Genomic DNA, 25,272 nt, shown 5'->3' with positions numbered 1-25,272 from the left:
ATGGTGTCCATATTAATTCGAAAACCTCTCGTGAATCGTTCTAAGTCTACTTCGCCTTCGCAATGGCGAGCATTTGCTTGTTTGGCTCTCTCCATGGCGCTTGTGGGCAGTTACGTAGGTTTATCCAAGCAATTGGTTTTGATTTTCCCCGTGTTTCTGCTGGCCTGGCTGCGCTTTGGCATAGGCGGTTTGGCGATGCTCAGCTGGCTGCGCAAGCCAGCATCTGAAGCCCCTCTAGATGCACCGACAAAACGCTTGTTGTTTCTCGAATCGTTTCTCGGGAATTTTTTGTTTTCCATCTGCATGCTGTTTGGCGTGAGCATGACGAGTGCGGTTGCTGCAGGCGTGATCATGGCCAGTATTCCGGCCTGCGTGGCGGTGATGAGCTGGCTGTTTTTGCGCGAGCGCGTCGGCTCTCGCGTCTGGGCTGCAGTGGCTTGCGCTGTGCTTGGGATTAGTTTGGTATCGCTCTCAAAAAGTGAGCATCTTGCGCAGGAAGTACAAGGTCTATCCGATGATTTGGCTTATAAAAATGCCTGGCTCGGCAATCTTTTGGTATTTTGCGCCGTGCTCTGTGAAGCAGCTTATGCCGTGATTGGCAAAAAGCTCACAGGCGTGATGACACCCAAACGGATCAGTTCGCTGATCAATCTTTGGGGCTTTCTTTTGGTGATGCCGCTGGGCATTTGGCAGGCGCTGAGGTTTGATTTTTCTGGTGTGTCGGTCAGTATGTGGCTTCTGCTACTTTTTTACTCACTGGCTGCCAGCGTGTGGACGGTGTGGCTGTGGATGACAGGCTTGAAAACTGTGCCAGCGGCGAAGGCGGGCGTGTTTACCGTGATGCTGCCGATTGCCGCGGCTGCGGTAGGCGTGCTGCTGCTAGGTGAGCGAATGAATGGCTTGCAGATGATCGCTTTTGCCATCGCCTTGGTAGGTGTGGTCTTGGCGACTCTGCCCGAAAAGAGCAGCTCTGTTTGACTTTTAATGGCGGGTCGCGTTCTGATCGCTCAAATCAGACAACTCGCTAGGATCGAGGTCTTCAAGTTTTCCAGCGACGCGAAACTCCTCGCTCGCCCACGCGCCAAAATCCACCTGCTTACAGCGCTGGCTGCAAAACGGCCGCCACTCATTGCTCGGGGCAAACACACTCTTCCCTCCGCAAGCGGGGCATTTGACGATAGGCGCTTTTTTCTCCATGGCTGGACTCATTCTCCAGTAGCTCAACTGCAAAGTGTGAGCTCAAACCCCGCATCTTCTGCAGCGGCCACGGGTAATTTGTCGTCTGGCGAGGGGCGCAGCAAACGCACAGAAACGATCAAGCGATTGCCACTGATCTCCGGCACCAGCCCCAATTGCTCATCAATGCGCAAGCGCAGTAACTGAAAGCTGCGGCCTTGCGGCAAATGCTGCTGAAATTGTCCGCCGACTGCCATCACCTTCTGCGCGGAGCCCGTATCGCGTAAAAGCTTGAGCAATAGGTTGATCGCCTGTGCCAATGGCCAGAGCGAACTGGCCCAACGCATCAAATCTTCACGGCGACGCGCCGGACTGTGATGCTGCCAGTGGAAATACGCTGGCAAATCGAATTCGCATGTACCTGCTGGAATGGCAATCCGGCTGCGCACGCTGGTCATCCATTCGTTGTCATTCAGGCTTGCCCCAGCTTTACCCGTTTGCGCGTTCACAGCTGCAAATGCAGACTCAATTTGCGTGATTACCCCTTCAAGCACGTCTTGCGCAATGCTGGCGTTGCTACGGAAAGCGATCATGTGCTGTTTGTGTTTTTCCAAATCCTTGAGCACATCGGATTTGAGTTCAGCGCGTGCTGCCACTTCAATGATTTCAAAAATCGTGACAAAGGCAAAATGGTGATCCAGAGCGTCATCACGCCCGAGCAATTGCCCTAGCCGCGCAAACAGATGCTCTAGGCGCAAATAAGTGCGCACACGTTCATTGAAAGGGTATTCGTAGAGGATCACGGCTGGGCTGGTTCTTCAGATGGCAGCAATCATAGCCCGAAGTGGTGCACGCCTCATGCCTGGCCTCAAGCTTTTGCAGTTTTTAATAGGGCTTGCACGATGCGTTCGAGCGCTTGCAGACTCAAGCCTTCGTTGTAAATCACTGCATCAGCAGCTGCTAAGCGCTGCGCCCTGCTCGCTTGCGCGGCCATCACTGCTTCAATTTGAACCAGTGGCCAGCTGCTTCGCGCCTGTACGCGCGAGATTTGCGTTTGCGGTAAACAGTCCACCACCCAAACGGCATCCAAGCGCTGACGCCAGCGGCTTGCGCCTTCCACAAGCAAAGGAATATCCAGAACAACCATCTCTGCGCCCGCTTGTTCAGTCTGCGCTAATAACTGGTCGATTTGCAGGCCAATCAGGGGATGCAAAATCCCTTCTAAACGCGCTTTGGCGCTCGTATCACCCAGCATGACTTGACGCATTGCATCTCGATTGAGGCCACCGTCTGAAGCCACAACAGCATCACCAAAAGCAAGTCTGATTGCAGGCATGGCGACTCCACCTGATTGCGTGGCATGGCGCGATATGGCATCCGCATCCACACGCGCAACGCCTTGCGCCACCAGCATACCGGCCACCGTGCTTTTACCGCTCCCAATACCGCCTGTTAAACCGATCTTGCGCATCACGCCAGCGATGGGTTTTAAAGCCCGACAACCCGCAAGATGCTGGCTGAGCCAAAGATCAAGCTCACCACACCCGCCCCGGCTAAAAACGGCCCAAAAGGCACATAACCGCCCTCGCGTAAGCTGCTGTTGAGTTTCATAGCAACTCCAACGATCGCACCTATCACCGAGGCTAACAAAATCATGGGGATCAGCGCTTGCCAGCCGAACCAAGCCCCCAAAGCAGCAAAGAGCTTGAAATCTCCATAGCCAATACCTTCTTTGCCTGTGACCAACTTAAACAGCCAATACACACTCCAAAGCGAGAGATACCCAGCCACTGCGCCCCAGACTGCATTGATCAAGGTGACTTCGGTGTTCCAGCGCAAAGCCGCCACAATCAGACCCAGCCAAACCAAGGGCAGCGTGATGTCATCGGGCAGCAAAGTCGTATCCCAGTCAATGAAAGTCAATGCCACCAAAGCGGTGCAAAACGCGCACCAAGCAGCAGTCTGCCAGCTCCAACCCCAACGGTAAGCGCAATAAGCAAACAATGCACCCGTGACAATTTCCACAAAAGGATAACGTAGACTGATCTTGGCTTTGCAGTTGGAGCATTGACCACCAAGTAGCAAGTAGCTCAGCACAGGAATATTTTCGTACCAGCGGATCTGATGCCCACAATGCGGACAAGCTGAGCGCGGCACAACCAGGTTATAGGCTGCCTGCTCTTTAGGAGCTTCGTCAGGATGCATCAACTGATGGCATTCAGCTGCCCATTGTGCTTCCAGCATTTTAGGCAAGCGGTGAATCACGACATTGAGGAAGCTGCCAATAAACAAGCCAACCAGCGCCACCGGCGCCGCTACCAACCACATCTCCGCCATGATCAAACCACTTGACCTAGTTTGAAGATCGGCAAGTACATGGAAACAACGATACCACCGATGAGGGTACCCAAAAACACAATAATGATCGGCTCCATCAGGCTAGACAGACCTGCCACCATTTCGTCAACCTCAGACTCGTAGAAATCTGCAGCTTTACCCAGCATGTGATCAATCGAACCTGACTCCTCACCAATCGCTGTCATTTGAATCACCATTGACGGAAACAAATTAGCATTTTGCATAGCTGCTGTCAGCGACGTACCAGTAGAAACCTCTTGTTGAATTCGAGTCGTCGCATCGGCATAAAGAGAGTTACCTGAAGCGCCACCCACAGAATCTAGCGCCTCAACGAGCGGTACACCTGCGGCAAACATTGTTGCCAAAGTCCTTGTCCAGCGAGCAATGCATGATTTTTCTATCAGCACACCAAAAACCGGAACTTTGAGCATTACGCGATCCATAAATCTTTGCATCTTTTCATTACGCTTCCAAGCTTGCATAAAGAAATAGATCCCCGCACCAATACCGCCAAATATCAACCACCACCATTTCACGAAATACTCACTTACTGCCATGACAAACAACGTAGGCGCTGGCAGATCAGCCCCAAAGCTCTCAAATACCTGTTTAAAAGCCGGAATCACAAAAATCATAATCACAGCCACAACCACAAATGCCACCACGACTACTGCGGTCGGATACATCAACGCTGACTTAATTTTCGATTTGATTGCCTCGGTCTTTTCCATGTAAGTTGCTAGACGATCCAGCAAGCTCTCAAGAATACCTGCAGCTTCACCAGCCTCGACAAGATTGCAATACAGATTGTCAAAATAGAGAGGGTGCTTACGGAATGCTGTAGATAGTGAAGTACCGGTTTCTACATCCGTACGAATATCGTTGAGTAACTTAGTCACACTAGGATTCGGATTACCCCGCCCTACGATATCGAAGGATTGCAGCAGAGGCACGCCAGCTTTCATCATGGTGGCCAACTGACGCGTGAAGATCGCAATATCCTTGGGTTTAATCGATTTGCCGGAGCGCATCTTGCGCTTCTTGATTTTTCCCGGAATGATGCCCTGCCGACGCAGTGACGCCATGACTTGATTCTCACTTACCGCACGCTGCTCGCCACGCACGGTCTTGCCATTGCGATCTTTGCCTTCCCATTCAAAGACGACTTCTTTGATATCCGATTTCTTACTTGCTGCCGTGGCCATGCGCGTCTCCGTTTTGTGTTGGTGGGGCTGCCGTTATTCGTTGGTCACGGCGATCACTTCTTCTAGCGAAGTCATGCCGATCTTGACTTTGTGCAGTGCCGATTGACGTAAGCTGCGTACATCGTCTTTTTGTGCCTGCTCAGCAATATCCATGGCACTCGCATCGGCCAAGATCAGACGCTGCATATCGTCACTGATAGGCATCACTTGGTAGATGCCCACTCGTCCTTTGTAGCCGTTATTGCACATGGAGCAACCTACAGGTTTGTACGGCGTCCAGCTGCCATCAATCTCTTCCTCTTTGAAGCCAGCTTGCACTAAATTCTCCAAGGGAATATCCGCTGGCTGTTTGCAATTGGCGCACAGGCGCCTGGCCAGTCGTTGTGCCGTGATCAAAATCACACTCGATGCAATATTGAACGGCGCAATACCCATATTTCGCATGCGCGTGAGCGTAGTGGGCGCATCGTTGGTGTGCAAGGTGGACAAGACCAAATGTCCAGTTTGAGCAGCTTTGATCGCGATATCTGCTGTCTCTAAGTCACGAATCTCACCGACCATGATCACATCGGGATCTTGGCGCAGGAAAGACTTCAAAGCGACAGCAAAGGTCAGGCCCGCACGATCGTTAACATTCACCTGATTCACGCCCGGTAAGTTAATCTCGCACGGGTCTTCTGCAGTAGCGATATTGACACCGGGCTTGTTCATCAAGTTCAAGCAGGTGTAAAGCGAGACCGTTTTGCCAGAGCCTGTCGGCCCAGTCACCAAGATCATGCCGTAAGGGCGGCTAATAGCCTCAAGAATACGATCTTTCTCCACCTTCTCGTAACCCAGAGCTTCAATGCCAAGCTTGGCACTGGACGGATCCAGAATACGAATCACAATCTTCTCGCCAAACATCGTTGGCAAGGTGCTCACACGAAAATCAATCACGCGGTCCGCACCGACCTTGAGCTTCATGCGGCCATCTTGCGGCACACGCTTCTCAGAAATATCCAGCTTGGAGATAACCTTGATGCGCGAAGCGAGCTTATCTTTGATGGAGACAGGGGGAGAGGCGATTTCACGCAATTCACCGTCAATACGAAAGCGAACACGGTAGGTGTGCTCGTAGGGCTCAAAATGCAAGTCTGAAGCACGCATACCGTAGGCATCGAGCAGCATTTTTTGCAGAAATTTAACGACAGGCGCATCTTCAACGTCCGTAGCCGCCTCTTCCTGCTCGTCAACCACAGCCTCCATACTGGCTTCATCGAATTCGAAATCGCCAGGCGCGCCAATGATCGAGTCAAGTGCTTCGGAGGTAGAGGTAGATGTCGCATCTACCAGCTTGGTCAATTTGTCGTATTCAGCAATGACCCAATCCGCACCAGACTGCGTGGCAAATTTAATTTTTTCAGCCGTCGTTTGATCTGACGGATCAGCTGTCGCCACAATCAAGCGGTTGTTGCGTTTAGCCAACACTATGACGCGCAAACTCTGGCACAACTTGGTATCAAGCAAACCTTTGGGCAACCTCTGCGGATCCACGGCATCCAGATCGATCAGCGGTGAAGCGAAGGCCGCTGACATGGTGTGCGCTAGGTCAGCGGCTGAAATTGCACCCGAATTGATCAACTCTGCGATGAAACTGTTTTTCGAGGATTGAGACTTGCGAAAGACATCTTCAGCCTTCTTCTGCTCCAGTTTGCCAGCCATAACCAATGCGCGCGCAGTGCCCGGCAAAGCGACGGAAGAAGCTGAATTTAGTAGTGAGTCAACAACGGCCATGTTCAATCAATTGCTTTACTGCCAAGAATGCAGGCAGTTGTTTAAGCCTACATTCCTGAGAATACACCACATCTCACACCAGACCAAGATATGTAGAGCCAAATTTGGCACAAAAGCAAGAAAGAGGCAGGGAATCGCTTTTGCGAGAAGAGCCAAGCATTCAGCCTTTCTCTAGCTTAGCTTCATGCTGAGTGGTGATCCACGAAGCGTAGGCTTCGCATACAGCACGCCCATCACGCCATGCGCGAGACAGACTGCTCCGATAATTGTAGCAACGCGCTTTTATATATCGAATGAGGTAAAGCTTGTATTGCTGCGCTAGCGCGCTCACTTTCCCGCCTTGCAGCCTCATGCGTTGCCTGTAAGGCTTCGGTGCGGTGGATTACACCCAAGATGCTCTGTAACTGTTGCTCCAGACGCATTTCATCGGGCTGCTCAATAGCTTGGCGGATCAATGCTGCATCTTCGCTATTAGCTCGCTGCATTGCGATGATTAAAGGCAGCGTCACTTTTCCTTCCCGCAGATCATCCCCTAGGTTTTTGCCCATACGAGAAGCATCACCCTCGTAATCCAGCGCATCATCAATGACTTGAAAAGCCGTACCTAAGGCCTGCCCATAAGTAGCGCAGGCCTCTTCTGTCGCCTCATCGCTACCTGCCAATACGGCTGCCAAACGGGCACTCGCCTCAAAGAGCTTAGCCGTCTTGGAACGGATGACACGCAGATAAGCCGCCTCATTCAAAGAGGCATCGTGCATATTCATGAGCTGGAGCACTTCACCTTCTGCAATCACATTGGTAGCCTCCGCAAGAATAGACATCACGCGCATGGAGCCGCACTCCACCATCATCTGAAAAGCTCGCGAATAAAGAAAATCCCCCACCAACACACTGGCAGCATTCCCAAATGACTCATTAGCTGTTGGACGGCCACGGCGCAATGTTGATTCATCCACGACATCATCGTGTAGTAATGTTGCGGTATGTATGAACTCCACCACGGCAGCGAGCTGATACTTGTGTGAAGATGTATAAGACAAAGCGCCGCTCATCAGCAGCAGCAGTGCTGGGCGCAGCCTCTTGCCTCCCGCTGAGATGATGTAGTTGCTGATCTGGCTCACCAGGGGCACATCGCTAGATAAACGCTGTGCTATCACAGCATCCACTCTCGCCATATCCTCCGATATCAAGGTTTGAAGAGAATCAGCAGTATCGGTAGAGGGTCGCACAGACGTTAGCAAGAAGTAAATAATCTACTCAAAATTGAGAGCGTTTGCGTTACACAAACAGACATAGAGTTTAAGGCAAGCGAGATGCACTCAGAGCTGACCAGATACGACGACCCATTATTTGTAGGCGCTTACCTCTGGGATCGCGCGCTGTGATTGGTAAGCCTGCTACGTTTTCTTGCAAGTTGCTTTGCGTACGGGCTATAATCTTGGGTTGTGTGCAGGGTTCTCGAGTGCCTTGTGTGCAATCTGCTGTGAGGTATTTGCCTCTACAGCAGACGTCATAGCTCTAAAAAAGCTCTGACAATTTCCGGAAATTGTTTTCTCTATCCATAAAAGGACTATCCAATGAAAAAGACCCTCGTTTTGGCCTCGTTGATGGCTGCTGTTGCATTGGCCGCTTGCGGCAAGAAGCCTGAAGCTGCTGCTCCTGCTCCAGCTCCAGTTGCCGCTCCAGCACCTGCTCCAGCTCCCGCCCCAGTGGCTGAAGCTGCCGCTGGCGCTGCATCCGCTGCTGCGGGTGCCGCTTCTGCTGCTGGCGCCGCTGTCGGTGCAGCCACCGATGCTGCTAAAGCTGCTGCTGGCGCTGCTGCTGGCGCTGCTGCCGGTGCTGCTGCTGATGCGGCCAAAGGCGCTGCTGCTGCTGGCGCTGGTGCTGCAGACGCTGCTAAAGCTGCTGCTGGCGCTGCCGCTGATGCTGCCAAGAAGGCTGCTGAGCCAAAGAAATAATCTTCACGATTGTTTTCTCACAAAAAAAGCGCCCTCGGGCGCTTTTTTTATGCCTGAACGCAGTTCAGATCATTCACGGTCTCCACCGAAGATGCCAAGCAAAGCCAGCAAGCTTTGGAACACATTGAAGATATCCATGTACAGCGCCAAGGTTGCGCTGATGTAGTTGGTTTCACCGCCATCGATGATTTGCTTGAGGTCATAGAGCATGTAGGCAGAGAAAATGCCGATGCACATGACACTGATCACGGCCATGCCAATGGTCGAGCCTACAAATACATTGATGATACCGCCCACCATCACAGCCAGCGCTCCAACAATCAGCCATTTCCCCATGCCAGAGAGATCACGCTTAATCACGCTGGCCAGAGATGCCATCACGAAGAAGATACCTGCCGTACCAGCAAACGCCGTCATGATGAGCTCACTGCCGTTTTTAAAGCCCAGCACCATAGCCAGCAAGCGAGAAAGCATCAGGCCCATGAAGAAGGTAAACGCCAGCAATACGGGTACGCCCGCCGCAGAGTTTTTAGTTTTCTCGATCGCGTACATGAATCCGAAAGCACCACCCAAGAAGACGATGAGGCCGACAAAACCTGTCAAGCCACGCGTAATACCTGTAGCCACACCCAGCCAAGCGCCGAGTACAGTTGGCAAAAGGCTCAGCGCCAGTAGCCAATAAGTGTTGCGCAGCACGCGGTTGCGCTCTGCGCCACCGAGAACAGCACCTTGATTCAAAACAATGGGATCACTCATGAATTACTCCTGTCATACTGCGGTGAAACATGCAGCGCGTGAAGATTCTAGGTGAAATCTAACAACCTGCTCAAGAAGCCAACATTCCTATTTTTTGTATGGACTCTTTTAACTCCTGCTCTCGGATTGAACAAACTTGGAGAGGTTAAGCTACTGCTTTGTTGACTTAAATCTAGGAATCTTGATGAAAACCAAATCTGTGCTTGAAGCTGCCGACGTCAAAACAATTCTCGCTGCGGCGGAAAAAGAAGCCACGGCCAACAACTGGGCTGTGACAATTGCTGTGGTAGACGATGGCGGCCATTTGCTGGGCTTGCAGCGCCTGGATGGCGTTGCCGCCATTTCCTCGCACATCGCGCCAGCCAAAGCACACACGGCCGCGTTAGGCCGACGCGAAAGCAAAATCTATGAAGACATCATCAACCAAGGCCGCACCAGCTTCTTAAGCGCCCCCCTGCTCCAGGGCATGCTAGAAGGTGGCGTGCCGATTGTGAAAGACGGTCAAATTATTGGCGCTGTTGGCGTGAGCGGCGTGAAATCAAGCGAAGATGCGCAGATTGCCAAGGCCGGGATTGCAGCCCTAGGGCTTTGATCGATGCATTGCGGCAGTTAAGACTGCGCCGTGTCTGGGCTATTTAAGCGCTGCTTTTACCTCTGCGCCGAGATCAATCACACTCATGGCGTAGTAGCTACTCCAGTTGTAGCGGGTGATGACATAGAAGTTCTCAGTACCGGCGACATACTGCTGGGCGTTGCCAGCTGACAGAGCAGGATCGCCGTTCTGCAACTCGATAAGAGCGAGAGGCCCGATGTGATTAAGGGCCTCTCCTCTGAGTACTGCGCCCTTCGCTTGGAAGCTATCTATATTAAACGTAGGCAAGATGTCAGGCGCTAGCAAAGCTTCTTTGTCCAAGCGCACGGCATCGAAGCTCACAGGGTAATGTGTAGGCTGGCCTGTTTTCCAGCCAAAGCTTTTGAAATAGTTAGCAACGGAGCCGATGGCATCTGTGGGGCTGTTGAATAAATCGACTTTGCCATTGCCATCGAAATCAATAGCGTATTTCACCCAGCTGCTGGGCATGAATTGGCCTAAGCCCATGGCGCCTGCGTAGCTGCCTCTGAACTCTAGGGGGTCGACGTTGGAGCGGTTGGTGAGCGATAGGAACTGCTCTAGCTCATCACGGAAGAAGGGGCTGCGATCACGTTTGGGCGTTTTTGGGAAATCAAACGCCAAAGTAGCAAGCGCATCAATGACGCGAAATGTGCCCATGTCTCGGCCATAGATGGTTTCGACACCGATGATGCCAACAATGATTTCTGCAGGCACACCAAACTCGGCCTCTGCACGCTCCAAAGCAGCGCTATTTTCTCGCCAGAATTTCACACCGGCTTGAATGCGCACGTTATCAATAAAGCGGCTGCGATAAACGCGCCAGTTTTTCCAGATCACTCCGGAAGCCGAGGGCTGCATGGGGCGCATCAGGCGTTGCACAGTGGGAATAAAGCGGGCTTGGCCGATGGCTTGGCGTACCCATTCTTTGTCCAGGTTACGGCGCTCGGCTACATCATCCGCGAAGCGCATCGCTTCTTCGTTGCTGGCATAGCGATCACTGAGAATGAGCGCTTGGTTTTTTGTGGTATTTTTAGAGCTATTTTGAGCAATTGCCGGCATAGATACTGCGCAGATTGCTATTAGAAAAATAGCAATTTTCTTGCGCTGTAAATACATTCGGTGCGGTAAAGAGAGAGGAATCGGCATCAAGAAAGAGCTTGCAAAGGTTTAAGGCGAGAAAAGCTTGCGCTTAGTGTAGCCAAGCTTTGCTTGGTACGGCTGGGCTCACTTTGCTGTGGGCGATAACGCATGGCGTCGAATTGCAGCAGCCAATCATGCAGCGGACGCGCCTCTTCACCAAATTTCGTAATGGCCTGCAAGGCCAGACTCCGTGGCGGCGTGCTGGCTTCGGAGGGCAAGCCCGCTTTAGCCAGCAACTTACGTGCTTTACCTAGTTGGCGCAGCCACGGGTCTTGGTGATGACGCTCCCAATAAGTAAAAATTGCGCCGATCAGGCCTGCGAGTGTGACGATGCCAGCAAGCACTTTGCCCAAATCTTCCCAGCTCGGGCTTTGAAAGCCAAGGCTCTTGAGCAGATCCAGCTGCTTGGCCTGGGAATAGTTGAGCACCCATTGATTCCAAGAGTTGTTGAGTGCCTCCCAAGCGGCGCGAATTTGCGTGATCATTCCTTCAGGCATGACTGCACCTAGGGCTGCGCCTACGGCCCCCTGTGGCACGGCCAGACGCTCAAAAGCACCAATACGCCCCGGCGATACAGCGCCGGTGGGATCGACGCGTACCCAGCCTTCGCCGGGCTGCCAGACTTCTGCCCAAGCATGCGCATCGCGTTGGCGCACAGTCCAGAAGTTATCGACGGGATTGACCTCTCCCCCTTGATAGCCAGTCACGATTCGCGCCGGAATATCCATGGCGCGCATCAAAATCACAAAGCTTGAAGCGATGTGTTCGCAAAAGCCTTCTTTCCGATCAAACCAAAACTCATCCGCCGTGTGTTGGCCAAACACGCCGGGCTCGAGCGTATAGGTGTAGCCGCCTTCTCGCAGGCGGCGCAACACCTCGGGAACAAGCAGGCTAGCGTTGGCCTGCGCAAAGCGCGGATCGCGGCGGATATCCGCGGCGAGTTGCAAAGTACGTGGATTGAAACCGGCGGGAAGCTCCACGAAATCTTGGAGGCCAATCACTTGGCGCTCAGGGCCATGGGTAAAGCGCGTGCTGCTACTGGCTTTGTAACGCAGCAAATCGCTAACAGGACGATTGATGATCCACTGCAATTCATTGGTCATCACCACATCCAAGCCTGGAATTTGCGGTGCGGCGGTAGCCGCTTCCAGTACGAAGAGCCAAGGCCTCTGAGTGGGCTCCATCGTTACTTCGTAATTGAGCACTTCGCCACTGGTTTTGAGGCCTGCGGGTACAGCAAAGCGGCGCGAAAGCTGTGAGGTGTTTGGCCGCCAGTTGCGACCATCAAAGCTTGAAAGCACAGGACCGCGAAAATACTGTTCTGCAGCGGGTGGGATTTGCTGGCCAGTGGCCAAATTCCATTTCACGCGAAACGCAATGGAGTCGTCTAGGGCGAGTTTCGCAATCGCGCCGACCTCCATCTGCCCCGACAGACCGCTACGCCCTGACATGGCATCGCCAGGTACACCCCATAGCGGCGCAAGCCGAGGAAAGAGGACAAACAAAAGTGCCATGATGGGCGCGCCGAGCAAAACCATGAAACCAGCCGTTTTGAGCGATTCTGTCAACGGTGGTTGACCCACCAAGCGATGTGCATTGACCAACGCAGTGAGCAGGCCCATCAATGCGATCATCATGGCCGCAGCCACCAGCAGGCTTTGGGAGAAAAAGAAATTGGTGAGCATCGTGAAGAAGCCCAGAAAGAACACAACGAAGGCATCTCGCTTTGCTCGAAGCTCCAGTGTTTTCAAACTGAGCAGCACCACGATCATCGTGACGCCAGCATCGCGGCCCAGCAAAGTGCGGTGCGTGATGAGTGTTGCACCAATGGTGAGTGCGAGTAAGCCGATCAACCACCACTTAGATGGCAGTGGCATACCCAGCCAAGCCAAGCGGCCGCGCCAGACCAAAACGATGGCAGCGAGCGCAGAACACCACAGCGGCAAATGCTCAGTTTGCGGCAAGATCACCCAGGCGATCACACCGAGCAAAAACAGCGTATCTCTCGCATCGCGCGGCAAATGGCGCAGCTTGTCTATGAGACTTAACATAGCGCCAAGGCCTCAAGACAAGCGCGTTTGTGCGCTTCGCCACTTGCTGGCTTGATCTCTCGGCCGGGGATACGCAGGCCGTAATCAGAACCGAGTTTGTCTGCAGCGATCACCCAAGCCGTGAGACGGCTGAGCTTGGCTTCATGCTCAGTGGTAGCGCAAGCAGCGTAATCGAGCCAAAGCTCATAGCGCTGTGATTGCTGTGTGTCGCGGCTGACGAGCTCATCGGATTTGGCGGCTTTTTTCCATACCACCAGCTTCAAAGGATCTCCCCGGCGATAGGCGCGCACGCCATCGAACTCCCCGCTTTGTTGCACACGCGCAGCACCCGCACCACCCGAGCGTGGCTCGCCAGACGGCAAGGCAGGTGCATGCGGCTCAGGCGCGGGGTAGACCAGCACCTCCGATTTAGGCCGCCATACTGTCCATACGCGAAATGTGCCTAAGGGATAGCGTGTCTCGGCTTGCAACACAGGCACACGATGCAGGCCGCGCCGCTCGGCTTTGAAAGCCACATTGACCGTGCTAGAGCCTTGCGCAGGAATATCCGCCCATGCCCAGTGAGGTGAGTGCGCATCGTCCAGTAAAGCAAGGCCCAAGCTGGGGCGTTGACTCTTGCGTGTGTGCGAGAGGCGCACTTCAATATTCGCTGTAGAACCCGCAAATATTTGACCAATTGAGCCGTTACCCGGCGTAGAATCTGCGCGGCCAGCTATCAAATTCATAGTAACTCCGCGCAGATTGCCATGCGTCACATGCATACCGATCACAGCTGCGCCAGCGAGCATGAAGGTCAAGAGATAGCCCAGATTGAGCTGATAGTTGATCGAGGCGACCAGCAACACAAGCAAGGTAATAGCCAGCATCCAGCCAGCTCGTGTAGGCAAGATATAGACGTTGCGCTGTGTGAGCGTCCAAGTATCGGTCAGTGGTATGCGCGATTGCCACCACTGCCGAAATCGTTGACGGATGGTGCCTATCAACCTGTGCACCTCAAGGTAAGGCTACCGCAGCCATCATCGCTCTGACCTGCTCTACCGATCCTCTGCCGGCATCAGCCACCGGAATCAAACGGTGCGAAATGGTTTGCGGCAGAATGGCCTGCACATCGTCGGGGGCCACATAATCTCGCCCGGCCAGCAGCGCCTGCGCCTTGGCCGCTCGCAACAACGCAATGCCGGCACGCGGTGAGAGACCTTGCAAAAACCACTGACCGCTTCGGGTAGCAGCGATCAAATCTTGGACATAATTTAAAAGTGGCTCAGCCGCCTGCACCCGTAGCACAGCTGCCTGCAGGGCTTTCAAATCATCTGCTGACAGAACAGCTGGTAGCTGCTCCACCACATCTCTCTTATCAGCGCCTGCCAAAAGCTGGCGCTCAGAGGCGCGATCAGGATAGCCCAAGCTGATACGCATCAAAAAGCGATCAAGCTGGCTCTCAGGCAGTGCATACGTGCCGAGTTGATCATGCGGATTTTGCGTAGCGATCACAAAGAAAGGTTGCGGTAAAGGGCGCGTTTCGCCCTCAACTGTCACCTGCTTTTCTTCCATGGCTTCCAGTAGCGAGGATTGTGTCTTTGGGCTAGCGCGGTTGATTTCATCGGCCAGCAAAACTTGCGCAAATACCGGGCCGGGGTGAAAGACGAACGCCTCCTTGCCGCGCTCATAAATCGATACGCCGGTTAAATCACTGGGCATCAAATCGGCAGTGAACTGCACACGGGAAAATTTCAGGCCGAAGCTGCGAGACAAAGCATGCGCCAGCGTCGTCTTGCCTACACCAGGGACATCTTCAATCAGCAAATGCCCGCCAGCCAATAAGCAGGCCACGCAATCGCTCACCTGTGATTTTTTGCCCACAATGACCGTGTTAAGCTGTGCCAAAAGACGGGCAAGAATGTCGTTGGTTTTGTTGGAATCCATCTTGAAACGATACCTTAATTTACGGTGGTCAGCTTGAGCACTGGTTATTTTTCTCATGCCGATTGTCGCCTGCACGAAATGGGCGAAGGCCATCCCGAATGCCCAGAACGGCTGGATGCGATTGCCGATCATTTGCTGGCCACAGGTTTGCTTGATGTTCTAGAGCAACCAGAAGTTCCACTGGCCTCCAGCGCCGATCTTGAATTGGCTCACAGTCGAATGCATGTGGCTGCTGTGCAGGGCTTGCGAGATCGTATAGAAGCTGAAGAGATGGCAGGCGGCCCCAGTCATTTCTACATCGATCCCGACACAGCGATGAACGCCCACAGTTGGGATGCGGCGCTGCGAGCTGCTGGGGCTGCAGTTGCAGCGACGGATGCTGTGATCGACAAGAGGTTAGATAACGCTTTTTGCTCAATTCGCCCCCCAGGTCATCACGCCATGCACAGCAAGGCCATGGGGTTTTGCTTATTTAACAACATCGCTATCGCTGCGAAGCATGCGCTGGAGCGGCATGGATTGAAGCGTGTCGCTGTGGTGGATTTCGATGTGCACCATGGTAATGGCACAGAAGACATCTTAAGCAGCGATCCACGCTGTCTGATGGTAGGTATATTTCAACATCCGTTTTATCCCTACAGCGGGGAGCAGTCCAAAGCCAGCAACATGCTGAACTTGCCTGTGCCTGCCTACACGCGTGGCATGGCAGTGCGAGAGTTGTTTGAGCAATACCTTCTGCCCAAGCTTGAAGAGTTTCGCCCTGAAATGATTTTCATCAGTGCTGGCTTTGATGCGCACCGTGATGATGATTTGGGGCAAATGGGCTTGGTAGAGGCAGATTACGAGTGGATGACCGAACGTATCGTCGCCGTGGCCAAGAGACATGCCAAGGGCCGCATTGTGAGCTGCTTGGAAGGTGGCTACAACCTCAACGCTCTAGCTCGGAGCGTGCATACGCATGTGAAGGTGTTGGCTGGGCTCTAGCGCTTCAAAAGCTGCTGATGATTTATTTGAAGACAACTTGCGGATAGAGCTAGCTAGCATCCGCAGGATTCTGTTTCACCATTCTGCTTTTCAAATCGATCGTGGGCAAACCATGTGTTTTCTCAAGTTCATTGATCTTCTGGACTAATCGCTGTCCATGCTCTGGATCACTTGCATCTTGTACCGGGCGTGTACTCAGTGATGAGCTGATGAATTGCACACGGCGCTGCGTACCATCTCGCATCTGATTGATTCGCGTTTTCAGTAGTTCTAATGCGCCGTCCGCATCTGCTGGCGTCTCCGACGAAAGCCATACGGCAATATGCAAGTCAAAGCCTTTCTGCTCGGGCATGACTTTAGAGGGGCGCATGCAGGTCGTTAGGATCTTACTGGCTAGCGCGCTGAGCTGTTCATGAGAAACGGGCGCTTCGACCAAAAACAGAAACTGATCGTCACTAAAGCGCGCCACGGTATCGATGTCACGCGCCAAACGGTTGAGACGACCACCCAAGTGCGAGAGGATACGCCCTCGCTCCAAGGAGTTGACTTCGGTCATGACTGCTTCATGGCCGATCCAACTCACCAAGATAGCTCCACAGGAATTACCAAAACGTTTGCTGCGCAAAATGATCTGCGGGAAGCGTGCAAGTGCGATGCGCTCGTTAAACAAACCCGTCGTGGCATCCGTGGTTTCTAATGCATCATCACGCTGCGCAATGGACAAGCGTTGACGCTGATTTGCCACCAGTGCAGCGTACGCCAGAATGAGCCCCAATGTGGCGGCGATCACACCACCGAGCAGCGCCAATTCCATATGCGCAACCCAGCCTTGGTTGTAAGCCAAACGTGCCAACACAGAAATAACAACTGGCACCAAGCTGGCAAAGATCATCCACAACCAATGTTGTGAGCGCCACGCGATCCAAGCCAAGGTCCCCATCAGCACCAACATGCCAGTTGCAAAAATCGGGTTGAGAATCGTACGCAAAGTTTGGGCAGGCTCAAGCATGAAGCCCAAACTCATCAGGCCGCAAAAGCCAATCAAAGCCCATTGCATGTAATAAATCGGTCTAGACAAATCACGCGAGTAACTCACAGACATGACAAAGCGCGTCATCGCCGCAAGAGACAGGAACGGCAAAACCCATCCCATGATTCTGGCCAAGTACACTGAGTTTGGCCAGATCCGCATAATCATGTATCCAGAGACAGTCAGCTGAGCAAGCATCACGCTGAAACTAAAAAGCGCAAACCAAGCAAAGTGTGAGTTTTGGTTCAATCGCCAGCTCACCAAGCCGATGAGCGTGAGCATGGTGAAGATGCCAATAATCAAGCCATTGAGTGTTCCTGCGTAGTTTGCGCCGTTGCCGAAATCACTGCTACGGATCAATTGAATATTTTCCGTGACCGCGCTGGTGTTTTCGATGTGGATGAACAACACCTGTGTTTGATCACTGCGCGTCGTAACCTCGAAAATTGGATCACGCGCACGAATCGGCCAGGTCATATTCGGGACATCTGTGCCAGCAACTTGCTTGAGCCATTGGCCAGGATTCGCCGTAGAGCGCTGATAAAAAGTGGCTTTCTCTAGCGTGAGGCGCGGGATACGAAGCATCCAACTTTGTGGCGGATTTTGCTGGGGTAATTGCAAGCGAAGCCAAACATCCGAGCTGGAAGATGTTGGCAGAGTCATCCCTAGATACCAAGGCTTGAATTGATCAGCCAATGGGCTTTGCAAGAATTCCGCGACATTCGGTGCTTTGTCTGAAGGCATGCTCAACACGCCAAGCGGGACTTCCAAATCAAGCTGTGCCTGGCCTACAAACAGACTGGGCAGCTTATAGCTTGGAGCAGACGGATTTGCGGGCGCGGTTTGAGCCTGCGCTTGCTGCATGCCAAAGACAAGCCAAAGCGCTAGAAAAACTATGCGCAATATGACTTGTTGCCTCTGATGTACAGCGATCTGGTGCATTTCTATAACAAAACAGGCACTGATAGCACCCAAATATATTCAAGAAATGCAGCATAGCCTAAAACTATCTCATTTAGATGAGATTCTGAAAAAAGCGCTAGGCCGTCTTATAGTTCACACCTGCGACAAAGCACTGTTGCCTACATGCCGCACTCGTTTTACTCACCCAAGTAGGCAGCACGCACTTTCGGATCGTTGAGCATCTGTTTAGCATCGCCGCTCATGGTGATCAGACCAGAATCCATCACATAGCCACGGTCTGCGGCCTGCAAGGCGAGCTTGGCGTTTTGCTCCACGAGCAACACCGTCACGCCTTGGGCCGACACTTCTTTCACCACTTCGAAAATCTTCGCCACCATGATGGGAGACAAGCCCATGGAAGGCTCATCCAGCAGCAGCACTTTAGGCTGGCTCATCAGCGCGCGTGCCATGGCCAGCATTTGCTGCTCGCCGCCGCTCATCGTGCCGGCGAGTTGGTCTTTGCGCTCTTTCAGACGGGGAAAAGTGGCAAAGGCACGCTCAATGCCTGCGGCGATTTCTGCTTTATCCGTGCGGGTGTAGGCTCCCATTTGCAGGTTTTCAGTGATCGTCATGCGGGCGAAGACGCCACGGCCTTCAGGCACCATGGCCAGGCCTTGCTTGACCAAATCCCAAGCTCCTTGGCCGGCGATGTTTTTGCCCAGGTATTCAACCGTGCCTTCATTGGGCTTCAAGCCGCCGGTGATGGCTTTCATGGTGGTGGTTTTGCCTGCGCCGTTGGAGCCGATCAGAGTAACGAGCTCGCCTTCGCGCACTTCGAGATCAACGCCTTTGACGGCCTGAATGCCGCCATAAGCGACCTTGAGGCCGGAGATTTTGAGCAGGATGGGTTTGTTGCTGGTCGTCATGGTTGTTTCTCCCATCTCAGTGGTCAGTGCCGAGGTAAGCCTCGATCACTTTTTCATTCTTCTGCACATCGGCAGGCACGCCTTCGGCGATTTGCTTGCCGTAATCGAGCACAGTGACGCGGTCACACAAGCCCATCACGAGCTTGACATCGTGCTCGATGAGCAAGATGGTGCGGTTGTCTTTGCGGATTTTGTCGATCAAGGCGCGCAGGGTGACTTTCTCTGTGGCATTCATGCCTGCTGCTGGCTCATCCAAAGCGATGAGCTGTGGATCAGTCGCCAATGCGCGTGCAATCTCCAAACGGCGCTGATCGCCATAGGAGAGTGTGCGGGCTTTGTAATCAGCAAACTTGCCGATACCCACATAATCCAGCAGCTCTTGCGCGCGCTTGGCAATCGCGGCCTCTTCAGCTTTGAAACTGGCCGTGCGCAGCATCGCGCCGATCACGCCAGAGTTGGTGCGTACATGGCGGCCGACCATCACGTTTTCCAAAGCGGTCATCTCTGCGAAGAGGCGAATGTTTTGGAAGGTACGGGCAATGCCTGCCTTGGCGACATCATGCACGGCAGTGGGCGTGTAGGGCTTGCCAGCCAGCTCGAAGCTGCCGCTGTCGGGCGTATAGAGGCCCGTGATCACGTTGAAGAATGTGGTTTTGCCTGCGCCGTTGGGGCCGATCAAGCCATAGACTTGGCCACGTTTGATTTCAATGCCCACATCGGAGAGGGCTTGCAAGCCGCCGAAGCGCTTGGAGACGTTGCTGACTTTGAGAACGGTATCGCTCATGGTGTTCTCCTTCACTTAGATGTTTCTAGCGACTTGCCATGATCTGGCGAAGGCCACAAGCCTTTTGGACGCATCAGCATGATGATGATCATGGCCAGTGCAATCAGCAATTGGCGCAAGATGGAAGCATCAATCCGCCCGCCTGTGACGGCTTGCAAATCAAGCGCCCCTGAGACGAATCGCAGCACTTCTGGCAAAGCCGCCAGCAGCAAAGCGCCGAGCACCACACCGGGCAAATGCCCCAGGCCGCCCAGCACCACCATCGCCACAATCATCACAGACTCCATCAATGAGAAGGATTCAGGCGAAATAAAGCCTTGAAAGGCTGCAAACATGGAGCCGCTCACGCCGCCGAATGTGGCGCCCATACCGAAGGCGAGCAGTTTCAAGTTACGGGTGTTGATGCCCATGGCTTTGGCTGCGATTTCGTCTTCACGAATCGCCATCCAAGCGCGACCCACGCGCGAGACCTGCAAGCGATGGCAGAGCACGATGCTGATGATCACCAAAATCATAAAGAGGTAGTAATACAACACCAAGGGGCCAAGTTTGAATCCAAAAATTTCCAGTCCTTTGCCGAAGCTGAAGCCGAAGATATTCATCGGGTCAATGCCGGTCAAGCCTTTAGGGCCATTGGTGATGTTGACGGGGTGATCCAAGTTGTTCATGAACACACGGATGATCTCGCCGAAACCCAAGGTAACGATGGCCAAGTAATCGCCGCGAAGTTTCAATGTGGGTGCGCCCAGAAGAACGCCGAATAATCCTGCTAACACTGCCGCCATCGGCACAATCAACCAGATCGGCGTGTGAAGGCCATTGGGGAAGGCAGCTTTGATCCAAGCGAAGGTTTCAAACAGATGTGGCGAAGACATCAGGCCATACATATAGGCACCGATGGCAAAGAAGGCCACGAATCCGAGATCCAGCAGGCCTGCGTAGCCCACCACAATGTTGAGGCCGAGCGCGAGCAGCACATAAAGCAAAGCCATGTCGGCGACGCGTACCCAGAAGTTGCCTGCACCTTGCAGCAAGATGGGCAAGAGCAGCAAGAAGATCGCCATCACGGCAAGTTGCGTTTTGTTTTTGAAGTCAAATTTCAGCATGATTCTTCCTCCTTAAGCGCGATCTGCCACCCGCTCACCGAGCAAGCCAGAAGGTCGCAACGTGAGTACGATGATCAGCACTGTGAAGGCCAAAATATCGACATAGTGGCTGCCGAGCACCCCGCCTGTGAGCGTGCCCAGATAACCTGCACCAATCGACTCGACCAAACCGAGGAAGATGCCGCCAACGACTGCGCCCGCTAAATTGCCAATACCGCCGAGCACTGCTGCTGTAAAGGCTTTGAGGCCGGGCAAGAAGCCCATGCTGTGGTGCACTGTACCGTAGTTGGTTGCCCACATCACACCTGCAATCGCGGCAAGTATCGCGCCAATGATGAAGGTGGCCGAGATCACAGTATCGGGCTTCACGCCCATCAGTGCAGCTACGCGAGGATTCTCTGCCGTGGCGCGCATGGCACGGCCAAGATTGGTTTTGCCTACCACGTAGCTCAGGATAGCCAAGCAAACGGCGGTGATGCCCAAGATGAAGATTTGCGTCATCGTGATCACGGCGCCACCAATATTGATCGGGTCGCTGCCAATCAAATTAGGATAAGACTTGAAGGTGGGCTCAAAAATGATCTGTGCAATGGTCTGCAGCAAGATGCTCATGCCGATGGCGGTGATGAGTGGTGCGAGGCGGGGGCTGTTGCGCAAGGAGCGATAGGCCAGTTTTTCAATGGTGAAATTCAAGGCGGCGCAGACGATACAAGCGATCACCAAAGCCAGCAGCAAAATCATCCAACCAGGCAGGCCAGGCATGCCGGTTTTCATCATGCCGATGATGGCCCAACTGGTGAGCGCGCCGATCATCAGCACCTCACCATGGGCAAAATTGATCAGTTGAATGATGCCGTACACCATCGTGTAACCAAGCGCAATCAGCGCATACATACTGCCAAGAACCAGACCGTTGATGATCTGCTGCAGAAAAATATCCATGAAAAAAATCTCCGGTTTGATGGCACTGGCGCATGAATCAACAGAATCATGCCCGCACTGCCGCCAAATAGCTAGCAAAAAACCCGCCATCGTGATGTGATGCACTGCTGCGGGTTGGTGGGGCAGATTGTAGCGAAGCCGTTTTGTACTCTTATGCTTTAAATCGTGGTATGAGGGTGGGTTTTCCCGGTGAAAAAGCGGTTATCAGTGGCTTTGAGAATCTATCAGGCGATCTAATATTCGACGCCTTGCATCATGAGGGCTGCTTTTTCGCTGCAGCATTGCGTGCTTTGAGGTCGCGAAGCTTTTCTGCAATTTTGATTTCGAGTCCACGTTCCGTGGGGCGGTAAAAATTGGGCTCAGGCATGCCTTCGGGCAAATAGCTCTCACCTGCAGCAAAAGCATCCTCTTCGTTGTGTGCATAGCGGTAAGCTTTGCCGTAGCCAATATCTTTCATGAGCTTCGTCGGTGCGTTACGCAGATGCAGGGGCACAGGGCGCGTGCCGTCTTGTTTGATCAGGGCTTTGGCTTCGTTATAGGCCATGTAGGCTGCATTAGATTTGGGTGCCATCGCCAGATAGATCACGCATTGGGCGAGCGTGAGTTCCCCTTCTGGACTTCCTAGGCGCTCATACACATCTGCAGCATCCAGTGCCATACGCAAGGCACGCGGATCAGCCAAGCCAATGTCTTCGCTGGCCATGCGAATCAAACGACGTGCCATGTAGCGCGGATCAGCACCGCCATCGAGCATACGAACGAACCAATACAGGGCAGCATCGGGGTCAGACCCGCGCACGGATTTGTGCAAAGCGCTGATGGTGTCATAGAACTGCTCGCCACCTTTGTCGTAGCGGCGCATTTTTTCGCCAAGCACCTTCAATAGCCATTCATCACTGATCGCACTGAGTTTTTGCACGCCAGCGAGCACGAAGAGCGTCTCTAATGTGTTGATCAAGCGGCGCGCATCGCCATCGGCGTATTGCACCAAACGATCTTGCGCAGAATCCTCAATAACTATCAAATCAGTAGCATCGCGCGCAGATTCCATGCCGGCAAGATGCATAATTTGCTTTAAATTTTGCTCAGAAAGAGACTCCAGTACATACACGGCAGCGCGTGAGAGCAGAGCCGAATTCACCTCAAAAGAAGGGTTCTCTGTGGTCGCACCAATGAAAGTAAAGAGACCGCTTTCCACGTGCGGCAGAAAAGCATCTTGCTGAGATTTATTGAAGCGATGCACCTCATCGACGAAGACAATCGTGCGCTGCGGCATGAGGCCTGTTTTCGCTGCTTCTGCCTTTTCTACGGCCTCACGAATGTCTTTCACGCCACCCAGCACGGCGCTGATGGCGATGAACTGCGCTGAGAAGCTGCTGGCCATCAGGCGTGCAATCGTTGTTTTACCCACCCCCGGCGGCCCCCAGAGGATGCAGCTGTGTGGAACGCCGCTTTCAAAAGCAACACGCAAAGGCATGCCCTCGCCTAGCAGATGCTGCTGACCGATCACCGCGCCAAGCGTTTTGGGGCGCAGGCGCTCGGCAAGAGGTGCTGTAGACGGCGAAAGCATACGCAGATTTTAGGCATGAAAAAAGCCAGCACAGAGGCTGGCTTGATTCTTCATGCCGTGCTGATCAACGCAGATCGTCAGCGAGCACCTTGACGATGCGCTGGGCGTTTTCTGAGCTTTCAGGGCTGCCGTTGGCATTGAGCACGGAAACGGTGGTGGATTCGCCCTGGCTTTTGAGCGCGATACGGTATTTGAGCGGCGAAGTATCGGTGCTGCTGGCACCAAAGAGCTTGCTGAAGAAGCCGGGTTCTTTGGTGTCGGCCTTGGGTTCAACGTAGCGCACGAAATAGACACCTTGAGCGCGATCACGATCCTCTACGGTGAAGCCGGTGCGATCCAGGCTCAAGCCGACTCTGCGCCAAGCACGATCAAAGCCATCTTCCACCTGCACGACAGGTATGCCATTGGCATTGGCGACGCGCGAGGTGAGTTTGGCTGATACGCCGGCTGCCGCCTGTGTTTTGGCCTGCTCTTGGCTAACGCCCAGTTTGAGCATCAAGCGGCGCAACATCTCGGTTTCAAGCTCAGGGTCTGCAGCGCGTGGCTCCCAAAGTGTACGGTCGGCGTTGGCCGTGCCGGTACCGCCGACAAGTTTTTCTACCATGCCGCGGTGCGAGATATAAATTTCTGTGTTGTTGCCGTTGCGCTCCAGACGTGTGCGGAATCTGTCGCGCTCACCCGTGTCGTACAAGCTGTCGAGGATTTTGCCCACGGTGTTGCGAATGAAATCTTGTGGCAGTTTGGCGCGGTTTTCAGCCCAGTCGGTTTCCATCACACCGATGTCTTGACGGTCAATATTGAGAAGAAAGCCGTTATCTTGCCAAAAATCTCGCACTGGACCCCAGAGTTGATCGGCTGGTCGTGCCACCACGAGCCAACGCTGGTTGCCAGAGCGTTCAATACGAACATCCGACAGCGCATTGGCTGCCACTGGTACACCCGCTTGCGTTTGCCCTGTGCTGAAAGCGCTAGCTGTCACGGCCGTGCCCGGAACGTTGTAGCGTGTATCTCTGGAGATGGCTGTCAAATCAGGCGGCACTTCGAGCGTGGCAGATTTGGTGGCGCTCTTGTAATCGATGCGATCAGGTTCCAGGGTTGAGCAACCCGCGGCCAGCAAGGCCGAAGTCAACGCTAACAGAGTAAAGATGCGATACGACATAAAAATCCTAGATCAACCCAGCCGACTTGAGTGCGGTCTCCACAACTGGAATATTCGATTGTGACATGGCTGTGAGCGGCAAGCGAAGTGTGCTGCCTGCCCAACCCATGCGCCCCATCGCCCATTTAACCGGGATGGGGTTAGCTTCAATGAATAGATTCTTGTGCAGGGGCAGAAGTTTCTTCTGAATTGCCATGGCCGTCGTGCGATCTCCCGCGATCGCGGCCACGCACAGCTCATGCATCAAGCGTGGGGCGACGTTGGCCGTGACGCTCACATTGCCTTGGCCACCACAGAGCATCAGGGCTACTGCGGTGGGATCATCGCCAGAATAGATGGCGAAACCTTGAGGTGCGTCTTTGATCAACCATTGCGCGCGCTCGAGGTTACCTGTGGCCTCTTTGATGCCGACGATGCCTTTGACTTGTGAGAGGCGCAACACAGTGTCATGCGCCATATCAGCCACGGAGCGGCCGGGCACGTTGTAGAGCACGATCGGTAAATCGCCGGTGGCTTCAGCAATGGCTTTGAAATGCTGGAATTGGCCTTCTTGGCCTGGCTTGTTGTAATAAGGGACGACTTGGAGCTGGCAATCCGCACCCACGCCGCGCGCGAACTTGGCGAGCTCAATCGCTTCTTTGGTCGAATTCGCACCGCAGCCCGCCATGATGGGCACGCGCTTATTGGCTTGCTCCACGCTCACGCGAATGATTTCGCAATGCTCATCCACGCTCACGGTGGGCGATTCGCCCGTGGTGCCGACCACGCCAATGCAGTCAGTTCCTTCAGCGATATGCCAATCGATCAGTTTTCGCAGGGTGGGATAGTCAACGCTTCCATCTTCATGGAACGGGGTCACCAAGGCCACAATGCTTCCGGTAATTTGCTTCATAGCCGCAATTCTACCTGCGAGGG

Annotated in this window: 24 protein-coding genes; 4 read left to right on the top strand and 20 right to left on the bottom strand. The window is 53.5% G+C overall.

The window, feature by feature from the left end; translation table 11 throughout:
* Positions 1 to 978, top strand: coding sequence for a DMT family transporter (locus tag KIH26_RS04650; protein WP_503005135.1), 978 nt, complete (start codon positions 1 to 3; stop codon positions 976 to 978).
* Between the two features lie 3 nt (positions 979 to 981).
* Here the strand turns inward: KIH26_RS04650 and KIH26_RS04645 are convergent, their stop codons facing one another.
* The 7 genes from KIH26_RS04645 to KIH26_RS04615 all read right to left on the bottom strand — a co-directional run bounded on the left by KIH26_RS04645 (position 982) and on the right by KIH26_RS04615 (position 7,687).
* Positions 982 to 1,197 carry a DNA gyrase inhibitor YacG gene (locus KIH26_RS04645; RefSeq protein WP_249660952.1) on the bottom strand — a complete coding sequence of 72 codons (216 nt, stop codon included), beginning with the start codon at positions 1,195 to 1,197 and terminating at the stop codon, positions 982 to 984.
* A gap of 23 nt (positions 1,198 to 1,220) precedes the next feature.
* Entirely contained in the window at positions 1,221 to 1,979 is a 759-nt protein-coding gene (gene zapD, locus KIH26_RS04640) for a cell division protein ZapD (protein ID WP_213442929.1), read from the bottom strand.
* Between the two features lie 65 nt (positions 1,980 to 2,044).
* A complete protein-coding gene (gene coaE, locus KIH26_RS04635; RefSeq protein ID WP_213442927.1) occupies positions 2,045 to 2,647 on the bottom strand; it encodes a dephospho-CoA kinase in 603 nt (200 codons plus the stop codon).
* A 17-nt stretch (positions 2,648 to 2,664) separates the two neighbouring features.
* Positions 2,665 to 3,516, bottom strand: a complete 852-nt coding sequence (locus KIH26_RS04630) for a prepilin peptidase (protein WP_503005133.1) — start codon at positions 3,514 to 3,516, stop codon at positions 2,665 to 2,667.
* On the bottom strand, positions 3,516 to 4,739 hold the full coding sequence (locus KIH26_RS04625) for a type II secretion system F family protein (protein ID WP_213442924.1): 1,224 nt from the start codon (positions 4,737 to 4,739) through the stop codon (positions 3,516 to 3,518). The genes KIH26_RS04630 and KIH26_RS04625 overlap by 1 nt, the downstream gene beginning before the upstream one ends.
* A 33-nt stretch (positions 4,740 to 4,772) precedes the next feature.
* Positions 4,773 to 6,512, bottom strand: a complete 1,740-nt coding sequence (gene pilB, locus KIH26_RS04620; protein WP_213442922.1) for a type IV-A pilus assembly ATPase PilB — start codon at positions 6,510 to 6,512, stop codon at positions 4,773 to 4,775.
* 233 nt (positions 6,513 to 6,745) lie between these two features.
* Positions 6,746 to 7,687: a polyprenyl synthetase family protein gene (locus tag KIH26_RS04615; RefSeq protein WP_213444673.1), complete on the bottom strand. Its 942-nt coding sequence runs from the start codon at positions 7,685 to 7,687 to the stop codon at positions 6,746 to 6,748.
* Between the two features lie 402 nt (positions 7,688 to 8,089).
* Between KIH26_RS04615 and KIH26_RS04610 the strand changes: the two genes are divergently transcribed.
* Positions 8,090 to 8,470 carry a hypothetical protein gene (locus tag KIH26_RS04610; protein ID WP_213442920.1) on the top strand — a complete coding sequence of 127 codons (381 nt, stop codon included), beginning with the start codon at positions 8,090 to 8,092 and terminating at the stop codon, positions 8,468 to 8,470.
* A 69-nt stretch (positions 8,471 to 8,539) separates the two neighbouring features.
* Here the strand turns inward: KIH26_RS04610 and KIH26_RS04605 are convergent, their stop codons facing one another.
* Positions 8,540 to 9,226 (bottom strand): Bax inhibitor-1/YccA family protein, encoded by a 687-nt coding sequence (locus KIH26_RS04605; protein ID WP_213442918.1) that lies wholly within the window; start codon positions 9,224 to 9,226, stop codon positions 8,540 to 8,542.
* 184 nt (positions 9,227 to 9,410) lie between these two features.
* Between KIH26_RS04605 and KIH26_RS04600 the strand changes: the two genes are divergently transcribed.
* Complete coding sequence (locus KIH26_RS04600) at positions 9,411 to 9,818, top strand: GlcG/HbpS family heme-binding protein (RefSeq protein ID WP_213442917.1); 408 nt, start codon at positions 9,411 to 9,413, stop codon at positions 9,816 to 9,818.
* Between the two features lie 39 nt (positions 9,819 to 9,857).
* On the opposite strand, the gene mltB is transcribed toward KIH26_RS04600, so the two are convergent.
* From mltB to KIH26_RS04580, 4 genes are all read right to left on the bottom strand, one after another.
* Complete coding sequence (gene mltB, locus KIH26_RS04595; protein WP_249660951.1) at positions 9,858 to 10,898, bottom strand: lytic murein transglycosylase B; 1,041 nt, start codon at positions 10,896 to 10,898, stop codon at positions 9,858 to 9,860.
* A gap of 86 nt (positions 10,899 to 10,984) precedes the next feature.
* The gene (locus KIH26_RS04590) at positions 10,985 to 13,030 is read right to left on the bottom strand and encodes a transglutaminase TgpA family protein (RefSeq protein WP_213442915.1); all 2,046 of its coding nucleotides are present in this window, start codon (positions 13,028 to 13,030) and stop codon (positions 10,985 to 10,987) included.
* Positions 13,024 to 14,013, bottom strand: a complete 990-nt coding sequence (locus tag KIH26_RS04585; protein WP_249660950.1) for a DUF58 domain-containing protein — start codon at positions 14,011 to 14,013, stop codon at positions 13,024 to 13,026. The genes KIH26_RS04590 and KIH26_RS04585 overlap by 7 nt, the downstream gene beginning before the upstream one ends.
* Positions 14,014 to 14,023: 10 nt before the next feature.
* Positions 14,024 to 14,953, bottom strand: a complete 930-nt coding sequence (locus tag KIH26_RS04580) for an AAA family ATPase (protein WP_213442911.1) — start codon at positions 14,951 to 14,953, stop codon at positions 14,024 to 14,026.
* Between the two features lie 78 nt (positions 14,954 to 15,031).
* Between KIH26_RS04580 and KIH26_RS04575 the strand changes: the two genes are divergently transcribed.
* A complete protein-coding gene (locus KIH26_RS04575) occupies positions 15,032 to 15,937 on the top strand; it encodes a histone deacetylase family protein (protein WP_213444669.1) in 906 nt (301 codons plus the stop codon).
* Between the two features lie 49 nt (positions 15,938 to 15,986).
* Here KIH26_RS04575 and KIH26_RS04570 read toward each other — a convergent pair whose 3' ends face one another.
* The 8 genes from KIH26_RS04570 to dapA form a co-directional block, all read right to left on the bottom strand.
* Entirely contained in the window at positions 15,987 to 17,831 is a 1,845-nt protein-coding gene (locus KIH26_RS04570; protein ID WP_213442909.1) for a sensor domain-containing diguanylate cyclase, read from the bottom strand.
* A gap of 236 nt (positions 17,832 to 18,067) precedes the next feature.
* Positions 18,068 to 18,796, bottom strand: coding sequence for an ABC transporter ATP-binding protein (locus KIH26_RS04565; RefSeq protein ID WP_213442902.1), 729 nt, complete (start codon positions 18,794 to 18,796; stop codon positions 18,068 to 18,070).
* A gap of 16 nt (positions 18,797 to 18,812) precedes the next feature.
* A complete protein-coding gene (locus KIH26_RS04560) occupies positions 18,813 to 19,580 on the bottom strand; it encodes an ABC transporter ATP-binding protein (RefSeq protein ID WP_213442900.1) in 768 nt (255 codons plus the stop codon).
* Between the two features lie 11 nt (positions 19,581 to 19,591).
* Entirely contained in the window at positions 19,592 to 20,686 is a 1,095-nt protein-coding gene (locus KIH26_RS04555) for a branched-chain amino acid ABC transporter permease (protein WP_213442898.1), read from the bottom strand.
* A gap of 12 nt (positions 20,687 to 20,698) precedes the next feature.
* The gene (locus KIH26_RS04550; protein WP_213442896.1) at positions 20,699 to 21,628 is read right to left on the bottom strand and encodes a branched-chain amino acid ABC transporter permease; all 930 of its coding nucleotides are present in this window, start codon (positions 21,626 to 21,628) and stop codon (positions 20,699 to 20,701) included.
* 253 nt (positions 21,629 to 21,881) lie between these two features.
* Positions 21,882 to 23,198, bottom strand: a complete 1,317-nt coding sequence (locus KIH26_RS04545; protein WP_213442895.1) for a replication-associated recombination protein A — start codon at positions 23,196 to 23,198, stop codon at positions 21,882 to 21,884.
* Positions 23,199 to 23,262: 64 nt separating this feature from the next.
* A complete protein-coding gene (gene bamC / locus KIH26_RS04540; RefSeq protein ID WP_213442893.1) occupies positions 23,263 to 24,357 on the bottom strand; it encodes an NlpB/DapX family lipoprotein in 1,095 nt (364 codons plus the stop codon).
* Between the two features lie 7 nt (positions 24,358 to 24,364).
* Entirely contained in the window at positions 24,365 to 25,249 is an 885-nt protein-coding gene (gene dapA / locus KIH26_RS04535; protein ID WP_213442891.1) for a 4-hydroxy-tetrahydrodipicolinate synthase, read from the bottom strand.
* Positions 25,250 to 25,272 lie beyond the last annotated feature (23 nt).

Origin of the sequence: Variovorax sp. PCZ-1 (assembly GCF_018413605.1) — a bacterium.
Lineage (GTDB): Bacteria > Pseudomonadota > Gammaproteobacteria > Burkholderiales > Burkholderiaceae_C > JANMDU01.
The sequence above is the reverse complement of the archived record's forward strand: the minus strand, read 5'-3'. Positions and strand labels throughout refer to the sequence as shown.